Genomic DNA, 20,397 nt, shown 5'->3' on the forward strand with positions numbered 1-20,397 from the left:
AAAGAAGAAGGCGAAGAACGCCAAGAAGGCGAAGAAGACCCGCGGGAAGGGCGCCGGCGCATCGCCGACGGGGTGACGCCTCCGCTCAGTCGCGGCCTCGGCGCGCCCGCCACGGCGCTGCGGCGACCACCACCGAGGCGAGGGCGACGGTGACCATCAGGAGTTCCACGGCCCATCCCGGGCCGGAGCTGGCCGGCCAGACGACGTCGATCACCAGCGCCGTCAACAGCTGACCGGCGACCGTTCCGAGCCCCAGGAGCAGCACACCCGTGTGGACGACGAGCGCGGCCGACAGGAAGATGTAGAACACGCCGATCGCCCCGCCGACGTAGAGCCAGGGCTCCGCGGGGACGGCGTCCGGCGCTCCCCGCCACAGAACGCTGACGACGGCGGCGGCGAGCAGGAGGACCGTTCCCCCGATGAAGTTGACGAGCGTCGCGGTGAGCGGGGTGCCCACGCGCTGACGCAGACGTCCGTTGGTCGCCTGTTGCCACGCGATGCCGACACCGGCCACGAGCGGCAGCAGGAGCATCCACAGCGGGATCCGCTGGAGCACATCGCCCTGGAGGGACACTCCGACGGCGACGAGCGCGAGCGCGCCTCCGATCAGCCGCGGCACGGTCACGGCCACGACCCCCGCCGGCCCGTACCCGGCACGGTCGAGCACGAGGCCGTTGACGGTCTGGCCGGCGACGACCCCGACGGTGAACAGTGAGACGCCGATGACGGCGACCGCGAGCCCCTGCGTCGCGACCGTGAGAGCACCTGCGGCACCTCCCGCGAGCATCCACCACGGGATCGTGCGCTGCCGCACCCCCGAGACCAGGGCGCGAAATCCCCGGCGCCCGGCGGGGAGGACGCCAGAGAGCACGATCAGGAGCAGGAGGCCCGAGCCGAACGAGATGGCGGCGGCGACGAGTCCGTCATCGAGGCGGAGTCCGAGTTCGCCGTTGATCCGCGCCTGGATCGCCGTCATCATCCCCACCAGCACGGCTCCGGACAGCGCGACGGCTGCGGGAAGACGGGGCGAGGGGGACGCAGAGCTCACCCGTCGAGCCTAGGACCTCGCCGCTCCCGTGGCGCCGAGACCGGCGCCGGGTTCACGCCGTGGCAGGCGCCACCCCGAGCAGGGCGTGCTCGGCCATCTCGGCGAGGATCACGCCGGCCCGATCCCCCGTGGGCACCGCGCTGTGCGGGGTGGAGTTGAGGAGTCCGAAGGTGGCGAGCAGGCGCGTCTGCCGTTCGGCCTCGCTCATCTCGGGTCGCAGGGCGGTGAGCACCCGATCCCACTCCTGCACGTACTCCCGTTGCAGACGCCGCACCGTGTGACGCGCGTCGGCGGGGAGGAGGGCAAGTTCGCGATCCTGCAGACGGATGACGTCGGGCTCGCTCGTGGCGAAGTCCAGATGGAAGGCGATCAACTGCCGCAGCATGTCCGGCGGAGCCATGACCTGTCGGACGATGAGGCGACCACCGTCGAGGAGGCGCTCACTGGCGTCGAGGAGCACGGCGACCAGCAGGGCCTCCTTGCTGGAGAAGTGCTTGTAGAGCGCCGGGCCGCTCACTCCGGCGGCATCGCCCAGCTCGACCGTCGTGACGGCGGCGTAGCCCCGATCTGCGAACAGCCGCGCGGCCGCCCGCATGAGCGATTGCCGCGTGCTCGCCTTCTGCTGCGCACGCCCGGCCGGCGCGATCACCGCGGACGCTCCGAGTCCCGGCCGGCGCCCGGCTCCCGTTGCATGAGCACCGACCGGATCGCCTCGGCGACCACGGCTCCGGACTGGTTGCGCATGGTGTGTGCGAACTCGACGATGCCCTGGTCCGGCCGTGATTTCGACAGGCGCTTGCTCGCGACGCGCGTCTCGGCGCGGAGCGTGTCGCCCACCCGCACGGGGGCGGGAAAACGCACCTCGCGAAAACCGAGGTTGGCCACGATCGTGCCCTGCGTCAGCTGCGCCACCGAGAGGCCGACGAGCGTCGAGAGGGTGAACATGCTGTTCACGAGGCGCTCCCCGAACTCGGTCTCCGCTGCCCACGCGGCATCCAGGTGCAGCGACTGGGTGTTCATCGTCAGCGTCGTGAACAGCACGTTGTCGGCTTCCGTCACCGTGCGCCCGGGGGCGTGCACGTAGACCGCACCGTCGATCAGCTCCTCGAAATACAGGCCGCGCTGCACGATACGCGGGCCGTTGCCGCCGTCTTGGTCACTCATTCCACTCTCCTCGGGGGGTGTCGCCGTCGTCGGGCCGCACGCGGGCAAGGGTCTGGCCGCGGGAGACGACATCGCCCACCGCCACCTCCAGGGAGACGATGCCGGCGGTGCCTGCACGGACGACGTGTTCCATCTTCATGGCTTCGACCACGACGACGGGGTCCCCGGCCTTCACGCGGCTGCCCGCTTCGACGGGGAGCAGCACGATCGTGCCCGGCATGGGCGACACGAGGAGCGGGTCGGCGGCATCCTCGCCCTGCGCAGCACGCTCGCGGGGAGCGAGATCCACCCGGACGACGGAGCCCTCGACGGCGATCCAGACGCCGTGCGGATCGACGCGCGCCGCGAGCGCGCGCGCAGACCCGTCGATCTCGACCGCGAACGATCCGTCGGGGCCTGGCCGGGGCCGAACGCGGCCAGGAGCCGCGTCCACCCGCAGGTCGTCGTCCGGTCCGGAGAGCGAGACCACCCGGCGCAGGTCACCGGCACGGAGGGAATAGCGCCGTGGCGCGAATGCGCCTAGCCTCCAACCATCGGCGCGCTGCCAGGGACTGCCGTCGCCTCGCGCGCGATGCGCATCGAGCAGGAGCGCCGCCTCCGCGAAGACCCGATCGTCCGGCGATGCGAAGGAGAGGTTCGGGAGCGCGCGAGCGATCAGCCCCGTGTCGAGGTCTCCCGCCACCACATCGGGGCGCTCCAGAAGCAGCCGCAGGAACTCGACGTTCGTCGCGAATCCGAACACCGCCGTCTCGGCCAGCGCGGCGACCAGACGCGAGCGCGCTTCGGCGCGATCAGCTCCCCGGGCGATCACTTTCGCGAGCATCGGGTCGTAGTCGACCGAGACCTCGAGCCCGTCCTCCAAAGCGGTGTCGACCCGGATCCCCGGCCCCGACGGATGCCGTACGGCCAGGACGCGTCCGCCCGTGGGAAGAAACCCCGTGGCCGGATCCTCGGCATACACGCGCGCCTCGATGCTGTGTCCCCGGATCACGACGTCGTCCTGCGTGACAGCCAGCGGCTCCCCCGCGGCGATCCGCACCTGCTGCTCGACGAGATCGATGCCGGTGACCTCTTCCGTGACGGGGTGCTCGACCTGCAGCCGCGTGTTCATCTCCATGAAGAAGAACTCGCCCGGCGCCTCGGCCGACACGATGAACTCCACCGTGCCCGCACCGCGATACCCCACGGTCCGGGCCGTCTCACAGGCAGCACGCCCGATCCGCTCGCGTGTCGCGTCGTCGAGGAGCGGCGACGGCGCCTCCTCGATGACCTTCTGATGACGCCGCTGCAAGGAGCACTCGCGCTCGCCCAGGTGGATCACCGCGCCGTGGTCGTCGGCGAGGACCTGCACCTCGATGTGACGCGGGGTGCGCAGATACCGCTCGAGGAACAGCGTGTCGTCGCCGAAGCTCGCTGCCGCCTCGCGACGTGCAGCGGCCAGCGCAGCGGGAAGCTCCGCGGGCTCCTCGACGACGTGCATGCCCTTTCCTCCACCCCCCGCCGACGGCTTGATGAGCAGCGGGTATCCCACCTCCGGGGCTGCCGCGACGAGGTCGGCGTCGGTCAACCCGCGTGCGGCGACTCCGGGAACCGTGGGGACGCCGCGCTCGGCGACGGCAGCCTTGGCGGTGATCTTGTCGCCCATCGTCTCCAGCGCCTCGACCCCGGGACCGATGAACACGATGCCCGCCTCCGCACACGCCCGGGCGAAGGCCGCGTTCTCGGAGAGAAATCCGTAGCCGGGGTGGATCGCGGCGGCGCCTGTCTGCTGCGCGGCGCGGATCACGGCATCGATGTCGAGGTAGCTCTGAGCGGCCGGTGCCGGACCGATCCGCACGGCCACGTCTGCGAGACCAACGTGGCGCGCCCCGGCGTCGGCATCGCTGTAGACGGCGACGGAGCGGATGCCCATCGCGCCGAGCGTGCGGATGATCCGGCAGGCGATCTCGCCCCGATTGGCGATCAGGATCGTGTCGAACATCGCCGTCACATCCGGAAGACGCCGTAGCCGGGCGTCTCGTCGGGACGGCGCAGGACGACGTCGAGGGCGAGGGCGAGGACATCGCGAGTCTGTCCGGGCTCGATGATCCCGTCGTCCCACAAGCGCGCCGTCGAGTAATAGGGGTTGCCCTGCTCTTCGTAGACCGCCCGGATCGGGGCTTCGAAGGCCTCCTGTTCCTCGGCGCTCCACGACGCCCCGGACCCTTCCAGCTGGTCGCGGCGCACCGTCGAGAGGACGGCGGCCGCCTGAGGCCCGCCCATCACTGACACGCGCGCCCCGGGCCAGAGCCAGAGGAACCGGGGCGAGTAGGCCCGCCCGCACATCGAGTACGTGCCGGCGCCGAACGAGCCGCCGATGACGACAGTGAGCTTGGGCACCGAGGCGCAGGCCACGGCGTTGACCATCTTGGCGCCGTGTTTCGCAATGCCTCCCGCCTCGTACTCGCGCCCGACCATGAAGCCGGTGATGTTCTGCAGGAACACGAGGGGGATGCCGCGCTGGTCGCACAGCTGCACGAAGTGGGCGCCCTTGAGCGCCGATTCGCCGAAGAGCACGCCATTGTTCGCGACGATCCCGACACGGTGCCCATCGAGGCGGGCGAACGCGGTGACGAGTGTCGAGCCGTACTCCGCCTTGAACTCGTGGAGGCTCTCGGCATCCACGATCCGCCGGATCACCTCGCGCACGTCGTACGGCACCGTGAGTTCGACCGGCACGATGTCGAGGAGGTCGTCGGACGGCAGCTCCGGGTCGACGGTGGGCGCGTCCCGTGCGGGGTGCGCCGGAGGCGGAAGAGTCGCCACGATCTCCCGCACGATCTCGAGGGCGTGCTCGTCGTCGTCGGCGAGATGGTCGGCCACGCCCGAGACGCGGGTATGGACGAGTCCGCCGCCGAGGTCCTCTGCGGAGACCTCCTCGCCCGTGGCCGCCTTCACGAGGGGCGGGCCCCCGAGGAAGATCGTGCCCTGATTGCGGACGATCACCGTCTCGTCGCTCATCGCCGGGACGTAGGCACCGCCGGCCGTCGAGGACCCGAGGACGGCGGCGATCTGCGGGATGCCGTCGCGCGACATCCGTGCCTGGTTGTAGAAGATGCGGCCGAAGTGGTCTCTGTCGGGGAAGACCTCGTCCTGCATCGGCAGGAACGCCCCTCCCGAGTCGACCAGGTAGATGCACGGAAGGCGATTCTCGGCCGCGATCTCCTGTGCGCGCAGGTGCTTCTTCACCGTGATCGGGTAGTAGCTCCCGCCCTTGACCGTGGCGTCGTTGGCGACCACGAGCACGTGCCTGCCGTGCACCAGCCCGATGCCGGCGACGACACCGCCCGACGGGCACTCCCCGCCGTAGAGGTCGTAGCCGGCGAGCGGAGCGATCTCCAGGAAGGGGCTCCCCCGGTCGAGGAGGGTGTCGATCCGATCGCGGGCGAGGAGCTTGCCCCGCGCCGTATGGCGTTCGCGCGCCGCCGCGGGGCCACCCCGGGCGATGCGGCCGCGCCGTTCACGCAGCTCATCGACGAGCTCCCGGTATCTCTGCGCTCGCTCGACAACAGGCATGACAACTCTCCATCGGGTTATCGTTCGGTAACCGAACTCACGTTACCGACCGCTCACCGGGTTGTCCATCACGCTGTCACCAGACCACCTAGAGTGGCTGCGTGCCACGCTCCGACGACCTCCTGACCGTGGGTGAAGTGAGCGCACGCACGGGAGTCGCCGTCTCGGCGCTGCACTTCTACGAGCGCGAAGGGCTGATCTCCTCCACCCGGACGGCGAGCAATCAACGACGCTTCACCCGACACATGCTGCGCCGGATCTCGTTGATCCTGGTCGCGAAGCGGCTCGGCATCCCCCTCAGCGAGGTCGCAGAGGTCTTTCGTGCGTTGCCCGCGGAGGCCGAGCCCACCCGCAACGACTGGCGGCGCGTGTCACGCGTGTGGAAGATCCGGCTGGAGGAGCGCCGCGCGGCCATCGAAGCGCTCGAACGGGAACTGGTGGGGTGCATCGGGTGCGGCTGCCTGTCGATGCGCTCCTGCGACCTGCTCAACCCCGGCGACGCACTGGCCGCCGAGGGCAGCGGCCCGCGCCGTATCCAAGCCGTCGTGGAGACGGAGCACGACCCGGCGCAGGCCGAACCCTCATGAGGAGCGCAGGCGCCGCCTGATGCCCGCGGCGTCGAGGCCGTGCAATCGGGCGTGATCGGCCGGCGTACCGTAATGGCGCCGCTCGGCATGCCCGACCCCCAGGTGCTCGATCCGGACGGGGCGACCCCGGAGCGCCGTCGACACCGCGTAGGCCAGCGTTCCCTCCAGGAACGGCTCGAGGACGAGGAGGCGATCGTACCCGTCGGCGAGGCGGCGAAGCGCGGCACCGTCGAGCGGAAGCGGGGTGGAGGTGTAGGCGACGCCGACATCGAGGTCGCTTGTGGCCGCCAGCGCCGGAGCGAGCATCGGACCGACCGCGAGCAGGAGGGTTCCCTTGCCCTGCCGCACGGCGTGCACCGACCCGTCGGCGGGGAACGGATCCGGATTCTGCTGGGTGGACAGGCGGATGTACTGCCGGTCGCGGGCGGCGACGGCACGACGGGTGACCGCCTCGACCTCGTCGGGGTGACCGGGGGTGTGCACACGCCAGTCGGGCAGCGTGGACAGCAGGGCGACATCTCCCGGACTCTGATGCGTCCTTCCCTCGACGGAGGCGTCATAGCTGGCGCCGATGGAAACCAGGACGGCGCCGAGGTCCTGGTGCGACAGGTCGAGCTTGACCTGCTCGAACGGACGCTCCACGAGGAAAGGGGCGTAACTGTGGACGACGGGGCGGAGCCCGGCGAGGGCGAGGCCTGCCGCCACTCCGATCATCGCCTGCTCGCGGATCCCGACGTTCACCACGCGGTCACCCGCCGACGTGCCGGCGAGGAGCCGAGTCGGGCCGATATCGGCGAGCACGAGAGCGGCCTGAGGATCATAGACGAGCAGATCGGACATGACGTCGTAGAACCGGGTGCGCATCAGGCCCCCTTGGCTGCGGTGTGGACGACCGTGACGCGCGGCTCGGGGCCTCGCGCCGAGAGCGCCGCCGCGAGCCCGTCGTGATCGGCGGTGTCGACGTCGGCCGTGACCCATCCTTCGACGGCGAAGCGGGAGGCGATGCCACCCGCCCATCCCAAGGAGGCAGACGCGTTGTCGACGACGATGCAGTGCAGCCGCCCCAGCGACCACCGCGCTGCGACGGCGATCGCCTCGTGATTGCTGCCCTCGTCGAGTTCGGCGTCGCCGACGAGCACGAAGATCCGGCCCGTTTCACCGGCGATCTCGAGCCCCCGCGCCAGCCCGACGGCGATCGGCAGGCCGTGGCCGAGGGAACCGCTCGATATCTCCACCGGCGGGATCAGGAGGCGGTCAGGGTGATGTCCGAGCGGCGAGTCGACGCCGCCGAGGTCGTCGAGCCAGGCATCGGGGATGAGGCCGAGGGTGGCCAGCACCGCGTAGTAGGAGGCCGGGCCGTGCCCCTTGGAGAGGAGGAAGCGGTCGCCGCCCGGAGAGTCGAGGACGCGGTCGTGCAGCACCCACAGGACGTCGAGGGTCGAGTGCGCGGCGGAGTCGTGCTTCTCGTCGCCCGTGACGCGGCGGAGTCTCTCCAGGAGTGCATCGGGAAGTCGTGGATCACGTGATGTCAGGAGTGTCGAAGGCATGCTCCCGACGCTAAAACCTCAACTGAAGTTGAGGTCAAATCGACCGGTGACGGCCCCGTGCCGGCTCGCTCGTGCGCCGTCAGGGGAGTTCGGAAACGGGGCGCCGACTCGCGACCACCGCGATCACGGTTCCGGCAGCGGCAGCGACCACGACCCACACTCCCGGCAGGAACGTCGCCGCGACGATGACGACGACAGCAATCAGGACGCCCGCGTTCCCGGCCGGCGTGAGGGTGCGCCGGATGGTCAGCGCCCAGATGCCGAGGATGAAGATCGCGACGGGAATGGTCAGCGTCGCCCCCGCCGTCAGGGGCGCCGTCTCAGCGTGGTGCGTGCTGATGTCGATGATCACCTCGATCCCGGCGGAAAAGGCTCCGGCAGCCGCGAAGATGAAGTAATGGGAGTACCCGTAGACGAGGGATGATCGCAGCGATGTGATGTGGTGGTGGTGTTCGCGGGAGAAGTAGATCCACCACATTCCTGCGGCGATGACGAGTCCGGCGGCCGAGATCGTGAGCAGTTCGGACACCGCCTCTCCGGCCTTGAGTGCCTCGACCACGGCGTTCGCCGATGCGAGGATCGACTCCCCGAGCAGGATGAGGGTGAACAGGCCGTATCGCTCGGTGATGTGGTGCGGGTTCCACGGCGTCGATGTGTGCGACTCCGCCCAGACCGGAACGGCGATCTCGGCGGCGACGAGGACGAAGAAACCGATGAACCCGATCGTCTCGGGGAGAAAGAGCCGGAGGACCCACGCGATCTGGACGACCAGGATCCCGCCGGCGTAGCGCAGCGCGGTCACCCGGAATCGCGGCGTGGTGACGGCGACGCGCAGCCACTGGGTGACCATGGCGAGCCGCATGATGACGTAGCCGATAGTGATGACGGTGAAGTCGTGGTGCTCCATCGCGTCGGCGGCGCCGGAGGCGACGACCAGCACCCCGGCCATCTGTACGAACGTGAGCAGGCGATAGGGAACGTCGTCGGTGTCGAACGAGGTCGCGAACCACGTGAAGTTCATCCACGACCACCAGACCGCGAAGAACACCATGAGGTATCCGAGAACGCCGGCGCCGAGGTGCCCGTCGGCTTCCATGTGATGCAACTGCACCGACGAGAAGGAGACCGCGACGACGAAGACGAGGTCGAAGAAGAGCTCGAGCGGACTGGCGGCGCGACCGCTCTCGTGCGGGTCGCGTCCGGTCATGCGCCGAATGGCGCGGGAGACAGGGGCAGGCGCAGAATGCATGGCCACGGGTCAGTGCTCGGGCGGGATGGTGAAGCTCGCGAGGCGTCCGTCCCGGGAGACGAAGATCCCGGTGGACTCTCCGTTGAACACTCGGCTCCTCCAGTCGAAGCGCACCGTCGTGGTGTCTCCGTCGGTGCTGGCAGAGAGAAGAGTCATGCGGGCTCCCGCCCCGATCGCGTCGGAGCCGGCCCAGCGACGCACCCCCTCGTGACCGGCATACTGCGTACCCCAGTCGTTTACGAAGCCCTCGGGCGCGAACACCCGGACGAACGCTTCCGTGTCGGCGGCGTTGATGGCCTCAACGAACGCCGTGACCGGCGCCGGTACATCGACGAGTTCACTCATGCCCTGCCCCCCTCCCCACGCCCCCGCGTGGTGGATCCATCCTGGCCGACGCGTGCCCGCGTATGCCAGCAGTATGCCGGCACATATCGGCGATACGGATTAATATAGCGATATGACAGACGAGGCGCGAGGCGATACCCGCGCCCGCCTCCTGGAAGCGGCCGCCGACATGATCGCGGCGGCACCGGGCGAGGACGTCTCGCTCCGGGCGATCTGCGCCGCCGTCGGGGTGAAGATGCCCACGCTGTACCATTTCTTCGGCAACAAGCAGGGACTGATCGACGCCGTCATCGAACGCGGGTTCGACCTCTACTTGGCGGAGAAGTCGTCGGTCGAGAGCACCGGCGATCCCATTCAGGACATACGCGCGGGATGGGATGCCCACGTCGCGTTCGGTCTCGCGAACCCCGGCTTCTACACGCTGATGTACGGCGCGGTGCAACCGGGACACTCCCCTGCACCGCAGGCCCGCCCGAGCGAGCTGCTCCGGGGCCTTACCCGGCGCGCCGCCGCCCAGGGGCGCCTCGCCGTGGATCCCGCGCAGGCGGCGGCACATATCCTCGTGACCAACATCGGCGTCACGCTGCGGCAGATCATCCTCGCCAGCGAGGACCGCGCTCTCTCGATCGCCGTGCGGGAAGGTGCCATCGCGGCCATCACGGGCAGCGCCGCCGCCGCGCGCTCGACCGGTGATCACATCCACCGCGCCCTCGAGTACGCCACTGCGCATCCAGACGTCCTGGGCACAGCCGAGACGGCGCTGTTGTCGACCTGGCTCCAGCGGCTGACGTCGGCCGCCGAGCCAGGGCAGTAGCCGCGCGCGACCGAGGCCGCGATCAGCGGAACGCGCGACTGATGGCGCCGCCGGTCTGGAACAGGGAGAGCCAGACGATGAACTTCACGAGCGGGCGGAATGGCAATCCGACGATGCGCCTCCATCCGCGAGACCGGGCCCACGACGTCGTGACCGTGATCTGAGTTCCGCCGGTCGTGGGGGCCAGGACGAACGTCGTCTGCGTCGGGCCGCGGTGGGCGACGTCGGGATAGCTGGACCGCCAGGTGACGCGGCCTGGCTCCTCGGCCTCCATGAGCTCCACGACGCGACGGCGGTACTGCGGCTTGAGCGTGAGCGGCCGGCCATCCGGGCGCTTCTCGGGTGCCCTGCCCTCCCAGACACGGCCGGGACGTCCCTCGCCGTCAACGTCATCGATCGACCCCACACTCACCTCCCACTCCGGAACGCGGGTGACATCGGTGAGGAACTCCCACACCGCGGCGACCGGCGCCGGCACGAACGTCTCCGTCGACCCCGACACCCTCCCCCGGCCGACCTCCTCGCGCGCTCCGCCGGCCGCCGGAGACGCGTCGAGACGGTCGACGGTCGAGCTCTTCGCGAACCCGCTGGGGTGTCACGCCGAGCCGCTCCAGAATGTCGACGATGAGTCCACTGGGCTCGATGAGGAGCTCTCGCAGCACTGCACCCGCGTCGCCATCACGGCCCTTGCCGGCTGAGCGCGCGAGCAGATCTGATGCACGCTTGCGCCACTGATAGCCGTCGGTCTCGTGGAACACGATGCGCCCCGGGGCGGGGAACTCGGCGTCGATGCCGAGCGACGCGAGGTGCGTGTCGTGCTGCTCGGCCACCGCCTGCCGCGCGGCCTCGATGTCGACACCCAGGCTCCGAAGCGCCCGTCCGGCGTTCTGATCATTCAGGACCAGCGCGAGCAAGAGGTGCTCGATGTCGGCCTCGCGCACTCCCAGGCGGGAAGCTTCCTCCATGGCCACCAGCGACAAGGACTGACTGGTCTGGGCCGCGCGAACGAACTTGCTCATGTGGTTCTCCTGGGGTTGAGGATCGTGGGGTCGACGCGTTTGGCGTGCTTCTTGTGAGCGGCTTGCCGGGTCACTCCGAGGGCGTCGGCGATCTCCTGCCAGGTCATTCCCGACCGCAAAGCCGCCTCGACCTGTCGGAGCTCCCACGCGTCCGCCAGGACGCGCAACGACGCCACGGCGCGCAGCCCCGCCTTCGGGTCACTCGTGTCGGCAGCCACGGCTGCCACTCGTGAAAACTCCATGCTGTCAACCTACGTTGCTCCCCGAGCGTCTGTCAACTCAGGTTGCTCACCCCTGTGAGGGACGGACACAGGAGAGGAATACGTGTCGTTACCATGCGCACCATGTCTCCGGATGATCCCGCTGCCGCGATCCGCCGACGAAAGCTCAACCAATACGGCCCGAAGGAGGAAGTGCTGCGCCTGGGGCAGGACCTCGATTCCTGGCGCGACTGACGCCGAAGCCTCACAGGCCGATCAGCTCGCGAAGAGGCGAACTGCTCCCACGGCGACCGCGCCTGTGCGGACCGTGTGGTCGGCACGTCGATCACCGGATGCCATGCCGCCGACGTCGCTCGATTCCGCGTCGCGCGAGACGACGAATCAGTGAGAAACCACGACCTCGGCGAGTTCCCGGCCGAGGAGGCGTCGGTCTCCGATCGGATACCCTGTGTGTATCGCGGCTGCCTCTCCCCAGGGATGGACGGACAACTGCGGCGCGCAGACTAGATCCCCGAAGGCGCAGTGCTGAACCGACCGGTCGATCAATCCGGAAGACAGCGACCAGTTCGCCATGATGCTGTCTTCCAGCAACTCCTGTCCGATGACGGTCGCGGCGACACCGTTCCCCTCTTGGTCCGCGAGGACGTCGGGGATGTCGAGGTCGGCCCTGCGAAGCGGGTCGGCGAGGTAAGCCACTCCGCGAATGTTGTCGACAGCGGTCGAGGAGAGCACGGTGAGGACGGAGAGGGTGGCGTGGATCACCCATGCCCCCTGCGAGTAGCCGGCCACCACGATCTTCTGATCCGCGCCGCATTCATCGAGCACCCTGCCGATCTGTGCGTTGAGCACCGTCACGCCCACCTCGGCCCCGGGCACATACCGCAGGATGTCGACGGCCACGTCCCCGACGCTGTCGGCATCAGGATTGTTGAACGGCACGGGATGGGCTGGGTAGCTCAGCGCGATCACATCGATCGTGCTGGTTGGCTCTGCCGTTGCAAGTCTCTCCGCGAAGCCCAAGACGACGTGCTGGATCAGGCCGAGGCCCGCTGGCTCACCCGATCCGCGCACTCCGATGAACACGTAATCGGCGCAACTTCCGGGCGCCGGCACCGGACGCACATCGCTCCCCTCGACACCCGGCTCGTAGCGTGTCCCTACCCACGGCAAGTAATCGACATCGCCCACGACGCGAGGATTGCCGCGCACGCCCGGTGGCAGATTGCCACCCCACTGGACTCCCCTGGCATCAAACGTGCCCGACGTCCGCGTGCGGATCGACTCGACGCCGATGTCGCACCCCGTCACGGCCCCCGAGAAGAAGGCGTCGGCCGGAGCGTCCTCCACCCGTACACAACGCGCGGCGTCGAGCTCGATCCGAGAGTCGGAGACCTGGAACCACTGCGGCTCCGTCGCTCCCAAAGCGGCGTACTTCATCTTCAGATGCGACGCCTCCAGCACCCCGCCTCGATCCACGCCGATCCCGTTCCAGTCGCCGGCCGCGGGATCGCGCCAGTTTCCTTCGGTATCGACGTAATGGCCCGCATCCTGGTCGTACAGAGACGTGAAGAACACCGGTTCGTCGGAAGTGCCCTCGATGAGGAGGGTGCCTTGTACCGCCAAACCTCCGTTGATCGACGGGATCACCGTGCCCTCGCGGATGGTCAGCGTGACGCCTGGCCTTACCTCCAGGCTCCGGCCGTGATCGGGGATTGCGCCGAGGCTCACATCGAGCGGGCCCAACGGGAACGTCGTGTCGCCCTCGAGGCGTCCCGCGATGGACATGAGGTTGATCTCGTTGTTCGTCCCGACGTTGTCGACGAGCTTCGCGCCGTCCAGGTTGTACCCGAAGATCTGCATGGCGCGGAAGGAGTCGGTGACGCGGTTTCCACGGACGGTCGGAGTCGTGTAGTCCGCGGACGGCCCGCCGGCCTCGTCGTACAGATTGCCCACGGCGATGCCCACGCCGCCGACTCGCTGGACGACGTTGTCCTCGATAACGATGGTCGCGTCCTCGTTGTATGCGGCGGAATCGACGGCGATGCCCGTCCACTGTGCATCGGATATCGAGGAACGACGCACGTCGAAGCGCTCCGCCCACCCCGACGCGATCCCCATACGCGCGAAGCGCACCCGGACCCCATCCATCACGAGGACCGCTCCATCCGCCGCCGTCACACCCCACCAGTCCGAAGCCCCGGGCGCCACGTCCGCTTCGCCCGGGACGGATGCGCCATCTCGAAGGGAGGTGAACGTGATCGGTCGATCCGGAGGCGCTACCGCCCACAACTCACCGTCGACAGAAATCTGCGCGTTCAGCGCCCGCACCGTCGTTCCCGGCGTGATGTCCAGTGTCACGCCACGATCCACACCGAGTCCGGCGGACTCGACGCCCTTGGCGTACACCCCTACCGGGAGTGGGCCCAGCGGAAAGACGGTGTCGCTGACCAGGGTGCCAGACAGGGCGATGAGATCCAGCCCATTGCCGTGCCCCGTGTTCCCGGTGAGGTCGCCGCCTCGCAGCTCGTCGTTGGCGACGACGATCGCCTCGTTCTCACAGCCGACGACGCTGTTGTCTCGCACCACAGGCGAGTAGGTGGGGTCCTGCTCGTAGTACTCGCCGTAGGCGTGGAGCCAGATCCCGGCGTCGCCGCAGCGGTCGACGCTCACGCCCTCGATGCGCACTGCTGTGGTCTTTCCGGGTTCGGTGTGCGGAGCGAGGTCCACCCCCGATCCGCTCACGTCCGCCACGTTCGCGTCCGAGAGGTCGAGCACCCGGGGCTGCTCTGCTTTGATTCCCGTCGTGGCAAAACGCACGTCCACGTGGGAGGCGGTGAAGGAGCCACCGGGGGCGACCCGGAGACCGGCCCAGTCACCGGCCGCCGGTGGCGCGGTGCGCCCGGTCGGGAGCACTCCGGCTCGTGGGTCGAACGTCGAGGTGAACGTGACGGCGTCCTGCGCCGTGCCGATCGCGGTCAGCGCGCCTTCCACTCTCAAGCTGCCACCGAGGGAGGCGATCGTGGCGTGGGGCCCGATGTCGAGTGTGGCGCCACTGACGACGGTCACGTCACCGTCGAGGATGTACGTCGTGGGCACCGTGGGTGTCCATGACGTGTTCTGGGTGATCTCTCCCGAGACACGGGTCACCGTCGTGACCGGGCTCTCCGGCATCTTCGCCACGCGAACCGCAGGGCTCACGCGGGCCGCCGGGGCATAGCCCTCCCTGGTGCCGGTCACAGCGACCGAGATGAGCGCATCGGAATCCGAGGGGCCAAGTGTGAGCCGCGCAGCCGTCGCCCCCGGGATATCGATGCCGTTCCGTCTCCACTGGTAGGTCAGCGTCGCGGTCGGCGACCACGCGCCCGCGTCCACGCTGAGCGCGTCGCCGACGGCGGCGGTTCCGGTGATCGTGGGCGTGGGGGCCGTGCGGAAGGCCGCGGCCTTCACGATCTGGGTTGCGCTGGTCCTCGACGTGGTGGCGTATCCGGCGCGCGACCCCGCCACGGTGACGGAGATGCTCTTGCCCACGTCGGCCACCGCGAGCGCGTATGTGCGCTGCACCGCTCCGAGGATGGCCGCTCCATTACGTTTCCACTGGTACGAAAAGGCCGCCGCTGGTGCCCAAGCTCCCGGGTCAGCAGAGAGCACGGCACCCATGACGGGTGAACCTGTCACTTTCGGCGTCGGCACGGTGGTGAAAGCGGCGCTCCCGCCGAGCTTCGAGCCGCTGGTCTTCGAGGTCGTCACGTAACCCGCCCGAGAGCCCGTGACGGTGACCGCGATGTGGTCACCCACGTCCGCCGACACCACCGTGTACGTGCTGGATTTCGCCCCCGGGATCGCCTTTCCGTTGCGCTTCCACTGGTAAGAAAAGCTCGGTTTCGGAGACCACACTCCCGGCTGTGCCGTCAGCCGCGCCCCGAAAACGGGCTGGCCAGAGATCACGGGCGTGGGGGCCGACGAGAACGCCGCTTTCTTGACGGTCTTCGCGGAACTGGTCCGAGACGTCTTGACGTATCCGGATCGACTGCCCGTGACGGTCACCGCGACATTCTTGCCGGCATCCGCTGCGACGATTTTGTACGACTTCGATTTGGCGCCGGAGATGGGTTTGCCGTTGCGCAGCCACTGATAGCGAAGATCCGCCTTGGGCGACCACGTGCCCGGCTTCACGGAGAGGCTGTGGCCGACCATTGCCGTCCCCGAGACGGTGGGCTTGGGTGCCGCGCGAAACGCCTTCCCCGCTGCCTCCGCTGGCGAGACGATGAAAGCTGTCAGCATGATCGCCGCAGCGACCGCGAGGGCGACCAGACGCAACCGCGCAGTGCGTCGCGACGGCGCCACGTCAATCACATGAGACACGACGGACCTCCCCAGATCCGGCACGCCCCCAGAAGCTGAGCGAGCAGAAGTCGATGGGGCTCCCCACGACGCCCCTATCGCACCATACTGGAGCGCCCGTCGGACCTGCAATCAGAGGCTGCGTCCCCCTCTTCAGTTCACGGACAGAGTGGCGGAACCGGTCGTGAACCACCACCACGCGAAAGCGGCTGCAGCGAGAAGGACGACCGACGCCACCATCCACAGAGTGAGCTTGGCCGAGCGTGGCAGACCAGTGGCTCGATCCCGGCGGTCGAGAGTTTTCATACGTTGCCCTCACACCCTCTTGATCGCCTCGCGCGGCAAGCACCCACTATCAACCCCACCAGTCTTGCGACGGAGCCAGGATCTCGACGCTGAGCCGACGGAGCTTCTCATCGTTATCGACTCCGTTCCGGTCGAGAATCAGGCGGCCATTTCTCACCGAGTCGCCGCCCACGATCATCTGCGCGTACTCCGCTTCAGCCTCAGTGCCGAAGAGCAGGTAGTTGCCGACGTTGGTACGCCATCCCTCCTCGCAGAACAAGGTGGCACACAGAGCCTCGGTATCCTCGACGCTCTCGACCTCGGGGGCCCAGCCCTTGACGATCACGCCGAGCCCCTGGACCTCCCAGGTGGGCCTTCCCCAGAGGTAGTCCAGCGCCGCATAGCCGCCGAAGCCGAACACGAGCGCAGCAGCAAGGACCAGAGAGACCCAGAGACTCGTGCGGCGGCGCCTCGGGGGAATGTATGGCGTGGGCGGCTCAGGGGTCATGATTCCGACGATAGCCCGTCGGGCTCCCTGCAGTTGACGCTCGCTCCGTGCCGAAGGGCGGCGCGGGAACAGCGCCGATGTGCTCAAGGACGTACGGTCCATAAGGTATTTCTCGTGCGCTGATGGGAAGGGCGACGCTACGATGAGCCATCGCTAATGATGGGGGTCAGAATGCGTATCAAACGAGTGACCGTGGGCATGATCATTGTGCTGATGGCCGGCACGATGTTCGCGGGAGCCGAGCAAGCCGCTGTCGCCGCGACGGCTACCGGGAAGTCCGCAGTTCGGACTCGGCTGCAGCCGCAGGCGAAGATCACGGGCGTCGCGCCGCTGGCATGGGTTCCCGCGAACACCAACCTGACTTTGCAGTGCCTGGCTGTCGGAGAGAAGGCTTGGGGCGCGGTCGCGTCAGCGAACCCCTACTACTACAAGACCACATACTCAGGAAAAACCGGGTATGTCAGCGACTCCGACCTTTACACTTCCAAAGCTGCCACAGCGCTGGGGCTCACCTACTGTTCGATGCCATCTGAACCCGGCAGCCCTGCCGCCGGTTCGGTGACGTCTTCGACTGTGAAACTCTTCTGGCTGGACAAGTCGAACAACGAGACATCGTTCAAGACGCAGTACTCCACGAACGGCGGCAAGACCTGGAAGGCAGGACCGAGCTCCGGGGCGAACACCACCAGCATCACCATCGGCTCACTCGCTGGATCGACGAAGTACACCTTCCAAGTCGGTGCGTCCAACAACAAGGGCACGAAGTGGTCGGCGTACGTGGTCGCCACCACGAAAGCAGTCAGCACCGTCAAGAACGTGGGGAGCGGCTCCTGCGACTACGCCAAGAGCGGCAGCAACTACATCAAGAGTGTCGGCGCGGGGAAGGTTCTGGGCTCCTACACACTCAACAACTGGAAGATCGCAGTGTGCGGGCCAAGGCCGAACTTCGACGGAGGTTCAGTGGGTCTGACCGGCCGGGGCGTCAACCCTTACGGCGGCACGCCAAACGTAAACGACCTGGATGGCTACCAGTGCACCGAACTCTCCGCACGCTGGCTCTGGTATGTCCACGGAGCAAAGCTCGCGAACTCCGCGGGCAACTACACCGGGGGCAACGGCCGCGACGTCGTCAACTCCTACGCGGCGGCGTTCCCCGCGAAGTTCGTCAAATACAGCAATGCCAAGACGAATCGGCCCGCCAAAGGTGACGTGATGAGCTTCAACACTTCAGCTGCCGCCGGTCACGTCGGAATCGTGTATAGCGTCTCCATCGACGGTAACGGCAACGGCAACGTTGAAGTACTAGAGCAAAACTCGGATCGGAGCGGCGGAAAGCTCGGAAAGTCGCTCTACAGCGTGTCCAACTGGAAGATCGCCGGCGCAATCAACTGGCTCCACGCCAAATGATCCGAGCGGCGAACACCGATTGTTGGAGCGCCCGAAAATCGCAACCTACCGCGCTGCCGATCAAAGGCTCTGGTGTTGCAAGTAGTCAACCCTTTCCTCGGCGGCGACTGATGTCACCCTCCCCTCCGACACTCGACCCGATGGGAACCAACATGGCCACCTTGAAAGAGAAGATCGCTCTCGCAGCCCAAACCCTCATCTTCGCCGCCGGAGCAGCCGCTGTTGTCACCGCGACGGATATTCGAACGCAGGCCGACCTCATCAAGAGGGCGAGTGACGTCGACTCTTCGAGCGTCGAAGCGAGCCAGATCGCTCAGAAGATTCGCGACGAGATCAAACAAGACCGCCGGGACATCACGATCAGCGGATGAGTTTAACGCGCACCGACGCGCGGGACTGCGACGCCACTGGCCATCACGACTGTGTCGCATGCCGCGGCGTGTTTCTGAGCGGGTCGAGGGTGCGCCAGCGCGCCCGTCTCGGGCGGAGATCGCGAAGGCGCAGCGGGGCACCGGGTCGGTCGCTGCTCGGCCGCAGACGGCTGACCGATCCGCGCGGCCGCGTAGGAGAGCGCCAGCCTGCATTGGCTGCGCTCTCGCCCGCACACCCCCACGAGACAGTGCCGGCTACAGGACTTGAACCTGCAACCCCCGTATTACAAGTACGGTGCGCTACCAATTGCGCCAAGCCGGCAGAACGCCCAGTCTAGCCGGGCGCCAGAGCCACCTACGGCTTGTCCTTCGGCGCCTTCGATGCCTTGGGCGACGGCGAGGAGGTCGGCGTGGGGGTGGGCGTCGCCGTCTCCTGCGACTTGTAGAACGCGTCGCTGGCGCTGGTCATGACGAACTGCGAGAACTCCGCGGGGTCGCCGAGCGCCCCCACGTACGCCTGTCCATTGACGACGACCATCGGAATGCTCGTGAGCGCGAGGCCGTCGGTGTCGGGGATCTCGGCCACGGCACGCTCGGTCGCTTCCTTCACCCAAGAGGAGAAGGCGCCCGTCTCGATGCAGGTGCGCACCTCTTTGGGGTCGTCGGCACCGGAGGCGATCGCCAGGTTGGCAAGCTCATCGTCGGAGTAGCCGTCGGAGTCGACCGCGGGCTGACGCGACAGCAGCTCGTTGTTGAAGTTGAAGAAGTCGTCGGGAGAGTACGTCGCCATGCAGGCAGCGGCTCCGGCTGCGCGCAGCGAGTACTTCGTGCCGTTGGACTTGGCGGCCAGCATCGACACCGGGTGATACGTGAGCGTCGCCGCTCCCTGGTTGACCCAAGAGGTCAGCTGCTGCAGGTTCGCCAGCTGCCACTCCCTGGCGCCGGGCGAGAGGTAGTCGACGTAGACGCGGATCTCGACCGGGGGTGCAGCAGAGGCCGCGACGCTCTCGCTCACGGTCGGCGAAGGTGTCGGCGTCTTGGCGTCGGCCTGCGCGGTGGCGCTCGGGGTGGCGGCGACCTCTGCGTTGGTTTCGCCCCCGACGACACCGGTGATCGACGAGATGGCGAACCCGTCGGCCGACGCGTTGCGCGGCTCCAGCTGCGGCCGGCTCGCGGTGGCGGCAACGGCCCACGCGACGACGACCGTCACGGCAGCGCCCGCGAAGACAGCTCCGGCGACGAGCGCCGCGCGGCGCACCAGACGGGCACGCGACTGCTGCACGCGAACCTGCTGGGCCTTCTCGCGCACCGCTTCGCGACGGTCGCTCGCGGACGGTTCGGGGGTGGGGCCGTCGATGGACATGGAACCTCTTGCGAAAACGAATGTGCCGGATCGGCCTCCGGCTGCCCGCACGGGTTTGCGAACAGATCGATGGTAGTCAGACACCCTGGGAAAAGCCCAGACACGGAACCGGACCGGGACCATGATTTCCCTGGTCTGGGACCTCCGCGGCGAGGCCCCGGCGTGCCATACTGGTCGAGCGTCCTCCCGGGACGCGCGGGCCAAGCCCCCGCTCATTCCATTCACTACGGATCGTCCGGCACGTACCTGCCGGTGAAGGAGAAGAACAAATGGCGTCCGTCACCTTTGACAACGCAACCCGCCTCTACCCCGGCGGAACCCGCCCCGCGGTCGACAAGCTGAACCTCGAGATCGCCGACGGCGAGTTCCTGGTTCTCGTCGGACCCTCCGGTTGCGGTAAGTCCACCTCGCTGCGCATGCTGGCCGGCCTCGAAGAGGTCAACTCGGGCCGCATCCTCATCGGCGACCGCGATGTCACCGACATCCCGCCGAAGGACCGCGACATCGCGATGGTGTTCCAGAACTACGCGCTGTACCCGCACATGACGGTCGCCGAGAACATGGGCTTCGCCC

The 20,397-nt window shown here is 68.0% G+C and carries 21 protein-coding genes and 1 tRNA gene; 5 read left to right on the forward strand and 17 right to left on the reverse strand.

Annotated elements, in window-relative coordinates; translation table 11 throughout:
- Positions 1–85: 85 nt before the first annotated feature.
- The 5 genes from QM591_RS06050 to QM591_RS06070 are packed head-to-tail and all read right to left on the reverse strand — an operon-like array spanning position 86 to position 5,767.
- Positions 86–1,048 carry a DMT family transporter gene (locus QM591_RS06050; RefSeq protein ID WP_415130614.1) on the reverse strand — a complete coding sequence of 321 codons (963 nt, stop codon included), beginning with the start codon at positions 1,046–1,048 and terminating at the stop codon, positions 86–88.
- 52 nt (positions 1,049–1,100) lie between these two features.
- Positions 1,101–1,697: a TetR/AcrR family transcriptional regulator gene (locus QM591_RS06055; RefSeq protein WP_415130616.1), complete on the reverse strand. Its 597-nt coding sequence runs from the start codon at positions 1,695–1,697 to the stop codon at positions 1,101–1,103.
- On the reverse strand, positions 1,694–2,212 hold the full coding sequence (locus QM591_RS06060; RefSeq protein WP_415130618.1) for a MaoC family dehydratase: 519 nt from the start codon (positions 2,210–2,212) through the stop codon (positions 1,694–1,696). The genes QM591_RS06055 and QM591_RS06060 overlap by 4 nt, the downstream gene beginning before the upstream one ends.
- A complete protein-coding gene (locus QM591_RS06065) occupies positions 2,205–4,193 on the reverse strand; it encodes a biotin carboxylase N-terminal domain-containing protein (RefSeq protein ID WP_415130620.1) in 1,989 nt (662 codons plus the stop codon). The genes QM591_RS06060 and QM591_RS06065 overlap by 8 nt, the downstream gene beginning before the upstream one ends.
- 5 nt (positions 4,194–4,198) lie before the next feature.
- Positions 4,199–5,767, reverse strand: a complete 1,569-nt coding sequence (locus QM591_RS06070; RefSeq protein WP_415130622.1) for a carboxyl transferase domain-containing protein — start codon at positions 5,765–5,767, stop codon at positions 4,199–4,201.
- A gap of 101 nt (positions 5,768–5,868) precedes the next feature.
- Between QM591_RS06070 and soxR the strand changes: the two genes are divergently transcribed.
- Positions 5,869–6,354: a redox-sensitive transcriptional activator SoxR gene (gene soxR / locus QM591_RS06075; RefSeq protein ID WP_415130624.1), complete on the forward strand. Its 486-nt coding sequence runs from the start codon at positions 5,869–5,871 to the stop codon at positions 6,352–6,354.
- On the opposite strand, the gene QM591_RS06080 is transcribed toward soxR, so the two are convergent.
- The 4 genes from QM591_RS06080 to QM591_RS06095 all read right to left on the reverse strand — a co-directional run bounded on the left by QM591_RS06080 (position 6,349) and on the right by QM591_RS06095 (position 9,495).
- The gene (locus tag QM591_RS06080; protein WP_415130626.1) at positions 6,349–7,218 is read right to left on the reverse strand and encodes a transketolase family protein; all 870 of its coding nucleotides are present in this window, start codon (positions 7,216–7,218) and stop codon (positions 6,349–6,351) included. The two genes, soxR and QM591_RS06080, sit on opposite strands and share 6 nt — an antisense overlap.
- Complete coding sequence (locus tag QM591_RS06085) at positions 7,218–7,901, reverse strand: transketolase (protein WP_415130628.1); 684 nt, start codon at positions 7,899–7,901, stop codon at positions 7,218–7,220. The genes QM591_RS06080 and QM591_RS06085 overlap by 1 nt, the downstream gene beginning before the upstream one ends.
- A gap of 79 nt (positions 7,902–7,980) precedes the next feature.
- Positions 7,981–9,108 (reverse strand): low temperature requirement protein A, encoded by a 1,128-nt coding sequence (locus QM591_RS06090; protein ID WP_415130629.1) that lies wholly within the window; start codon positions 9,106–9,108, stop codon positions 7,981–7,983.
- A gap of 51 nt (positions 9,109–9,159) precedes the next feature.
- A complete protein-coding gene (locus QM591_RS06095; RefSeq protein ID WP_415130631.1) occupies positions 9,160–9,495 on the reverse strand; it encodes a nuclear transport factor 2 family protein in 336 nt (111 codons plus the stop codon).
- 112 nt (positions 9,496–9,607) lie between these two features.
- Between QM591_RS06095 and QM591_RS06100 the strand changes: the two genes are divergently transcribed.
- The gene (locus QM591_RS06100) at positions 9,608–10,309 is read left to right on the forward strand and encodes a TetR/AcrR family transcriptional regulator (RefSeq protein ID WP_415130633.1); all 702 of its coding nucleotides are present in this window, start codon (positions 9,608–9,610) and stop codon (positions 10,307–10,309) included.
- Positions 10,310–10,331: 22 nt separating this feature from the next.
- Here QM591_RS06100 and QM591_RS06105 read toward each other — a convergent pair whose 3' ends face one another.
- The 6 genes from QM591_RS06105 to QM591_RS06130 all read right to left on the reverse strand — a co-directional run bounded on the left by QM591_RS06105 (position 10,332) and on the right by QM591_RS06130 (position 16,683).
- Complete coding sequence (locus QM591_RS06105) at positions 10,332–10,811, reverse strand: SRPBCC family protein (protein WP_415130635.1); 480 nt, start codon at positions 10,809–10,811, stop codon at positions 10,332–10,334.
- On the reverse strand, positions 10,699–11,328 hold the full coding sequence (locus tag QM591_RS06110; RefSeq protein ID WP_415130637.1) for a Clp protease N-terminal domain-containing protein: 630 nt from the start codon (positions 11,326–11,328) through the stop codon (positions 10,699–10,701). Before QM591_RS06110 ends, QM591_RS06105 begins: the two co-directional genes overlap by 113 nt.
- Positions 11,325–11,570, reverse strand: coding sequence for a hypothetical protein (locus QM591_RS06115; protein ID WP_415130639.1), 246 nt, complete (start codon positions 11,568–11,570; stop codon positions 11,325–11,327). The genes QM591_RS06110 and QM591_RS06115 overlap by 4 nt, the downstream gene beginning before the upstream one ends.
- Positions 11,571–11,930: 360 nt before the next feature.
- Positions 11,931–15,911: a cutinase family protein gene (locus QM591_RS06120; RefSeq protein ID WP_415130641.1), complete on the reverse strand. Its 3,981-nt coding sequence runs from the start codon at positions 15,909–15,911 to the stop codon at positions 11,931–11,933.
- A gap of 132 nt (positions 15,912–16,043) precedes the next feature.
- Entirely contained in the window at positions 16,044–16,196 is a 153-nt protein-coding gene (locus QM591_RS06125; RefSeq protein WP_415130643.1) for a hypothetical protein, read from the reverse strand.
- 49 nt (positions 16,197–16,245) lie between these two features.
- A complete protein-coding gene (locus QM591_RS06130; RefSeq protein ID WP_415130645.1) occupies positions 16,246–16,683 on the reverse strand; it encodes a hypothetical protein in 438 nt (145 codons plus the stop codon).
- 198 nt (positions 16,684–16,881) lie between these two features.
- Here QM591_RS06130 and QM591_RS06135 point away from each other — a divergent pair, with 198 nt between their 5' ends.
- Together QM591_RS06135 and QM591_RS06140 are read left to right on the forward strand one after the other, a co-directional pair.
- Entirely contained in the window at positions 16,882–18,090 is a 1,209-nt protein-coding gene (locus QM591_RS06135) for a CHAP domain-containing protein (protein WP_415130655.1), read from the forward strand.
- Between the two features lie 140 nt (positions 18,091–18,230).
- Positions 18,231–18,461 carry a hypothetical protein gene (locus tag QM591_RS06140; protein WP_415130647.1) on the forward strand — a complete coding sequence of 77 codons (231 nt, stop codon included), beginning with the start codon at positions 18,231–18,233 and terminating at the stop codon, positions 18,459–18,461.
- Between the two features lie 249 nt (positions 18,462–18,710).
- Here QM591_RS06140 and QM591_RS06145 read toward each other — a convergent pair.
- Positions 18,711–18,783: transfer RNA gene (locus tag QM591_RS06145), tRNA-Thr, on the reverse strand.
- 33 nt (positions 18,784–18,816) lie between these two features.
- Positions 18,817–19,824 (reverse strand): thioredoxin domain-containing protein, encoded by a 1,008-nt coding sequence (locus QM591_RS06150; protein WP_415130649.1) that lies wholly within the window; start codon positions 19,822–19,824, stop codon positions 18,817–18,819.
- Between the two features lie 269 nt (positions 19,825–20,093).
- Between QM591_RS06150 and QM591_RS06155 the strand changes: the two genes are divergently transcribed.
- On the forward strand, positions 20,094–20,397 hold a 304-nt coding region (locus tag QM591_RS06155), incomplete at its 3' end, for an ATP-binding cassette domain-containing protein (protein ID WP_415130651.1).

The organism is Microbacterium sp. (genome assembly GCF_047607225.1).
Taxonomy (GTDB): Bacteria; Actinomycetota; Actinomycetes; order Actinomycetales; family Microbacteriaceae; genus Microbacterium.

Bases quoted from the DNA above. Each gene is read 5' to 3' on its own strand.
- QM591_RS06060 (WP_415130618.1), bottom strand. From the start codon at position 2,212: ATGAGTGACCAAGACGGCGGCAACGGCCCGCGTATCGTGCAGCGCGGC.
- QM591_RS06065 (WP_415130620.1), bottom strand. From the start codon at position 4,193: ATGTTCGACACGATCCTGATCGCCAATCGGGGCGAGATCGCCTGCCGG.
- QM591_RS06070 (WP_415130622.1), bottom strand. From the start codon at position 5,767: ATGCCTGTTGTCGAGCGAGCGCAGAGATACCGGGAGCTCGTCGATGAG.
- QM591_RS06080 (WP_415130626.1), bottom strand. From the start codon at position 7,218: ATGCGCACCCGGTTCTACGACGTCATGTCCGATCTGCTCGTCTATGAT.
- QM591_RS06085 (WP_415130628.1), bottom strand. From the start codon at position 7,901: ATGCCTTCGACACTCCTGACATCACGTGATCCACGACTTCCCGATGCA.
- QM591_RS06090 (WP_415130629.1), bottom strand. From the start codon at position 9,108: ATGACCGGACGCGACCCGCACGAGAGCGGTCGCGCCGCCAGTCCGCTC.
- QM591_RS06095 (WP_415130631.1), bottom strand. From the start codon at position 9,495: ATGAGTGAACTCGTCGATGTACCGGCGCCGGTCACGGCGTTCGTTGAG.
- QM591_RS06100 (WP_415130633.1), top strand. From the start codon at position 9,608: ATGACAGACGAGGCGCGAGGCGATACCCGCGCCCGCCTCCTGGAAGCG.
- QM591_RS06110 (WP_415130637.1), bottom strand. From the start codon at position 11,328: ATGAGCAAGTTCGTTCGCGCGGCCCAGACCAGTCAGTCCTTGTCGCTG.
- QM591_RS06115 (WP_415130639.1), bottom strand. From the start codon at position 11,570: ATGGAGTTTTCACGAGTGGCAGCCGTGGCTGCCGACACGAGTGACCCG.
- QM591_RS06125 (WP_415130643.1), bottom strand. From the start codon at position 16,196: ATGAAAACTCTCGACCGCCGGGATCGAGCCACTGGTCTGCCACGCTCG.
- QM591_RS06130 (WP_415130645.1), bottom strand. From the start codon at position 16,683: ATGACCCCTGAGCCGCCCACGCCATACATTCCCCCGAGGCGCCGCCGC.
- QM591_RS06135 (WP_415130655.1), top strand. From the start codon at position 16,882: ATGATCATTGTGCTGATGGCCGGCACGATGTTCGCGGGAGCCGAGCAA.
- QM591_RS06140 (WP_415130647.1), top strand. From the start codon at position 18,231: ATGGGAACCAACATGGCCACCTTGAAAGAGAAGATCGCTCTCGCAGCC.
- QM591_RS06150 (WP_415130649.1), bottom strand. From the start codon at position 19,824: ATGTCCATCGACGGCCCCACCCCCGAACCGTCCGCGAGCGACCGTCGC.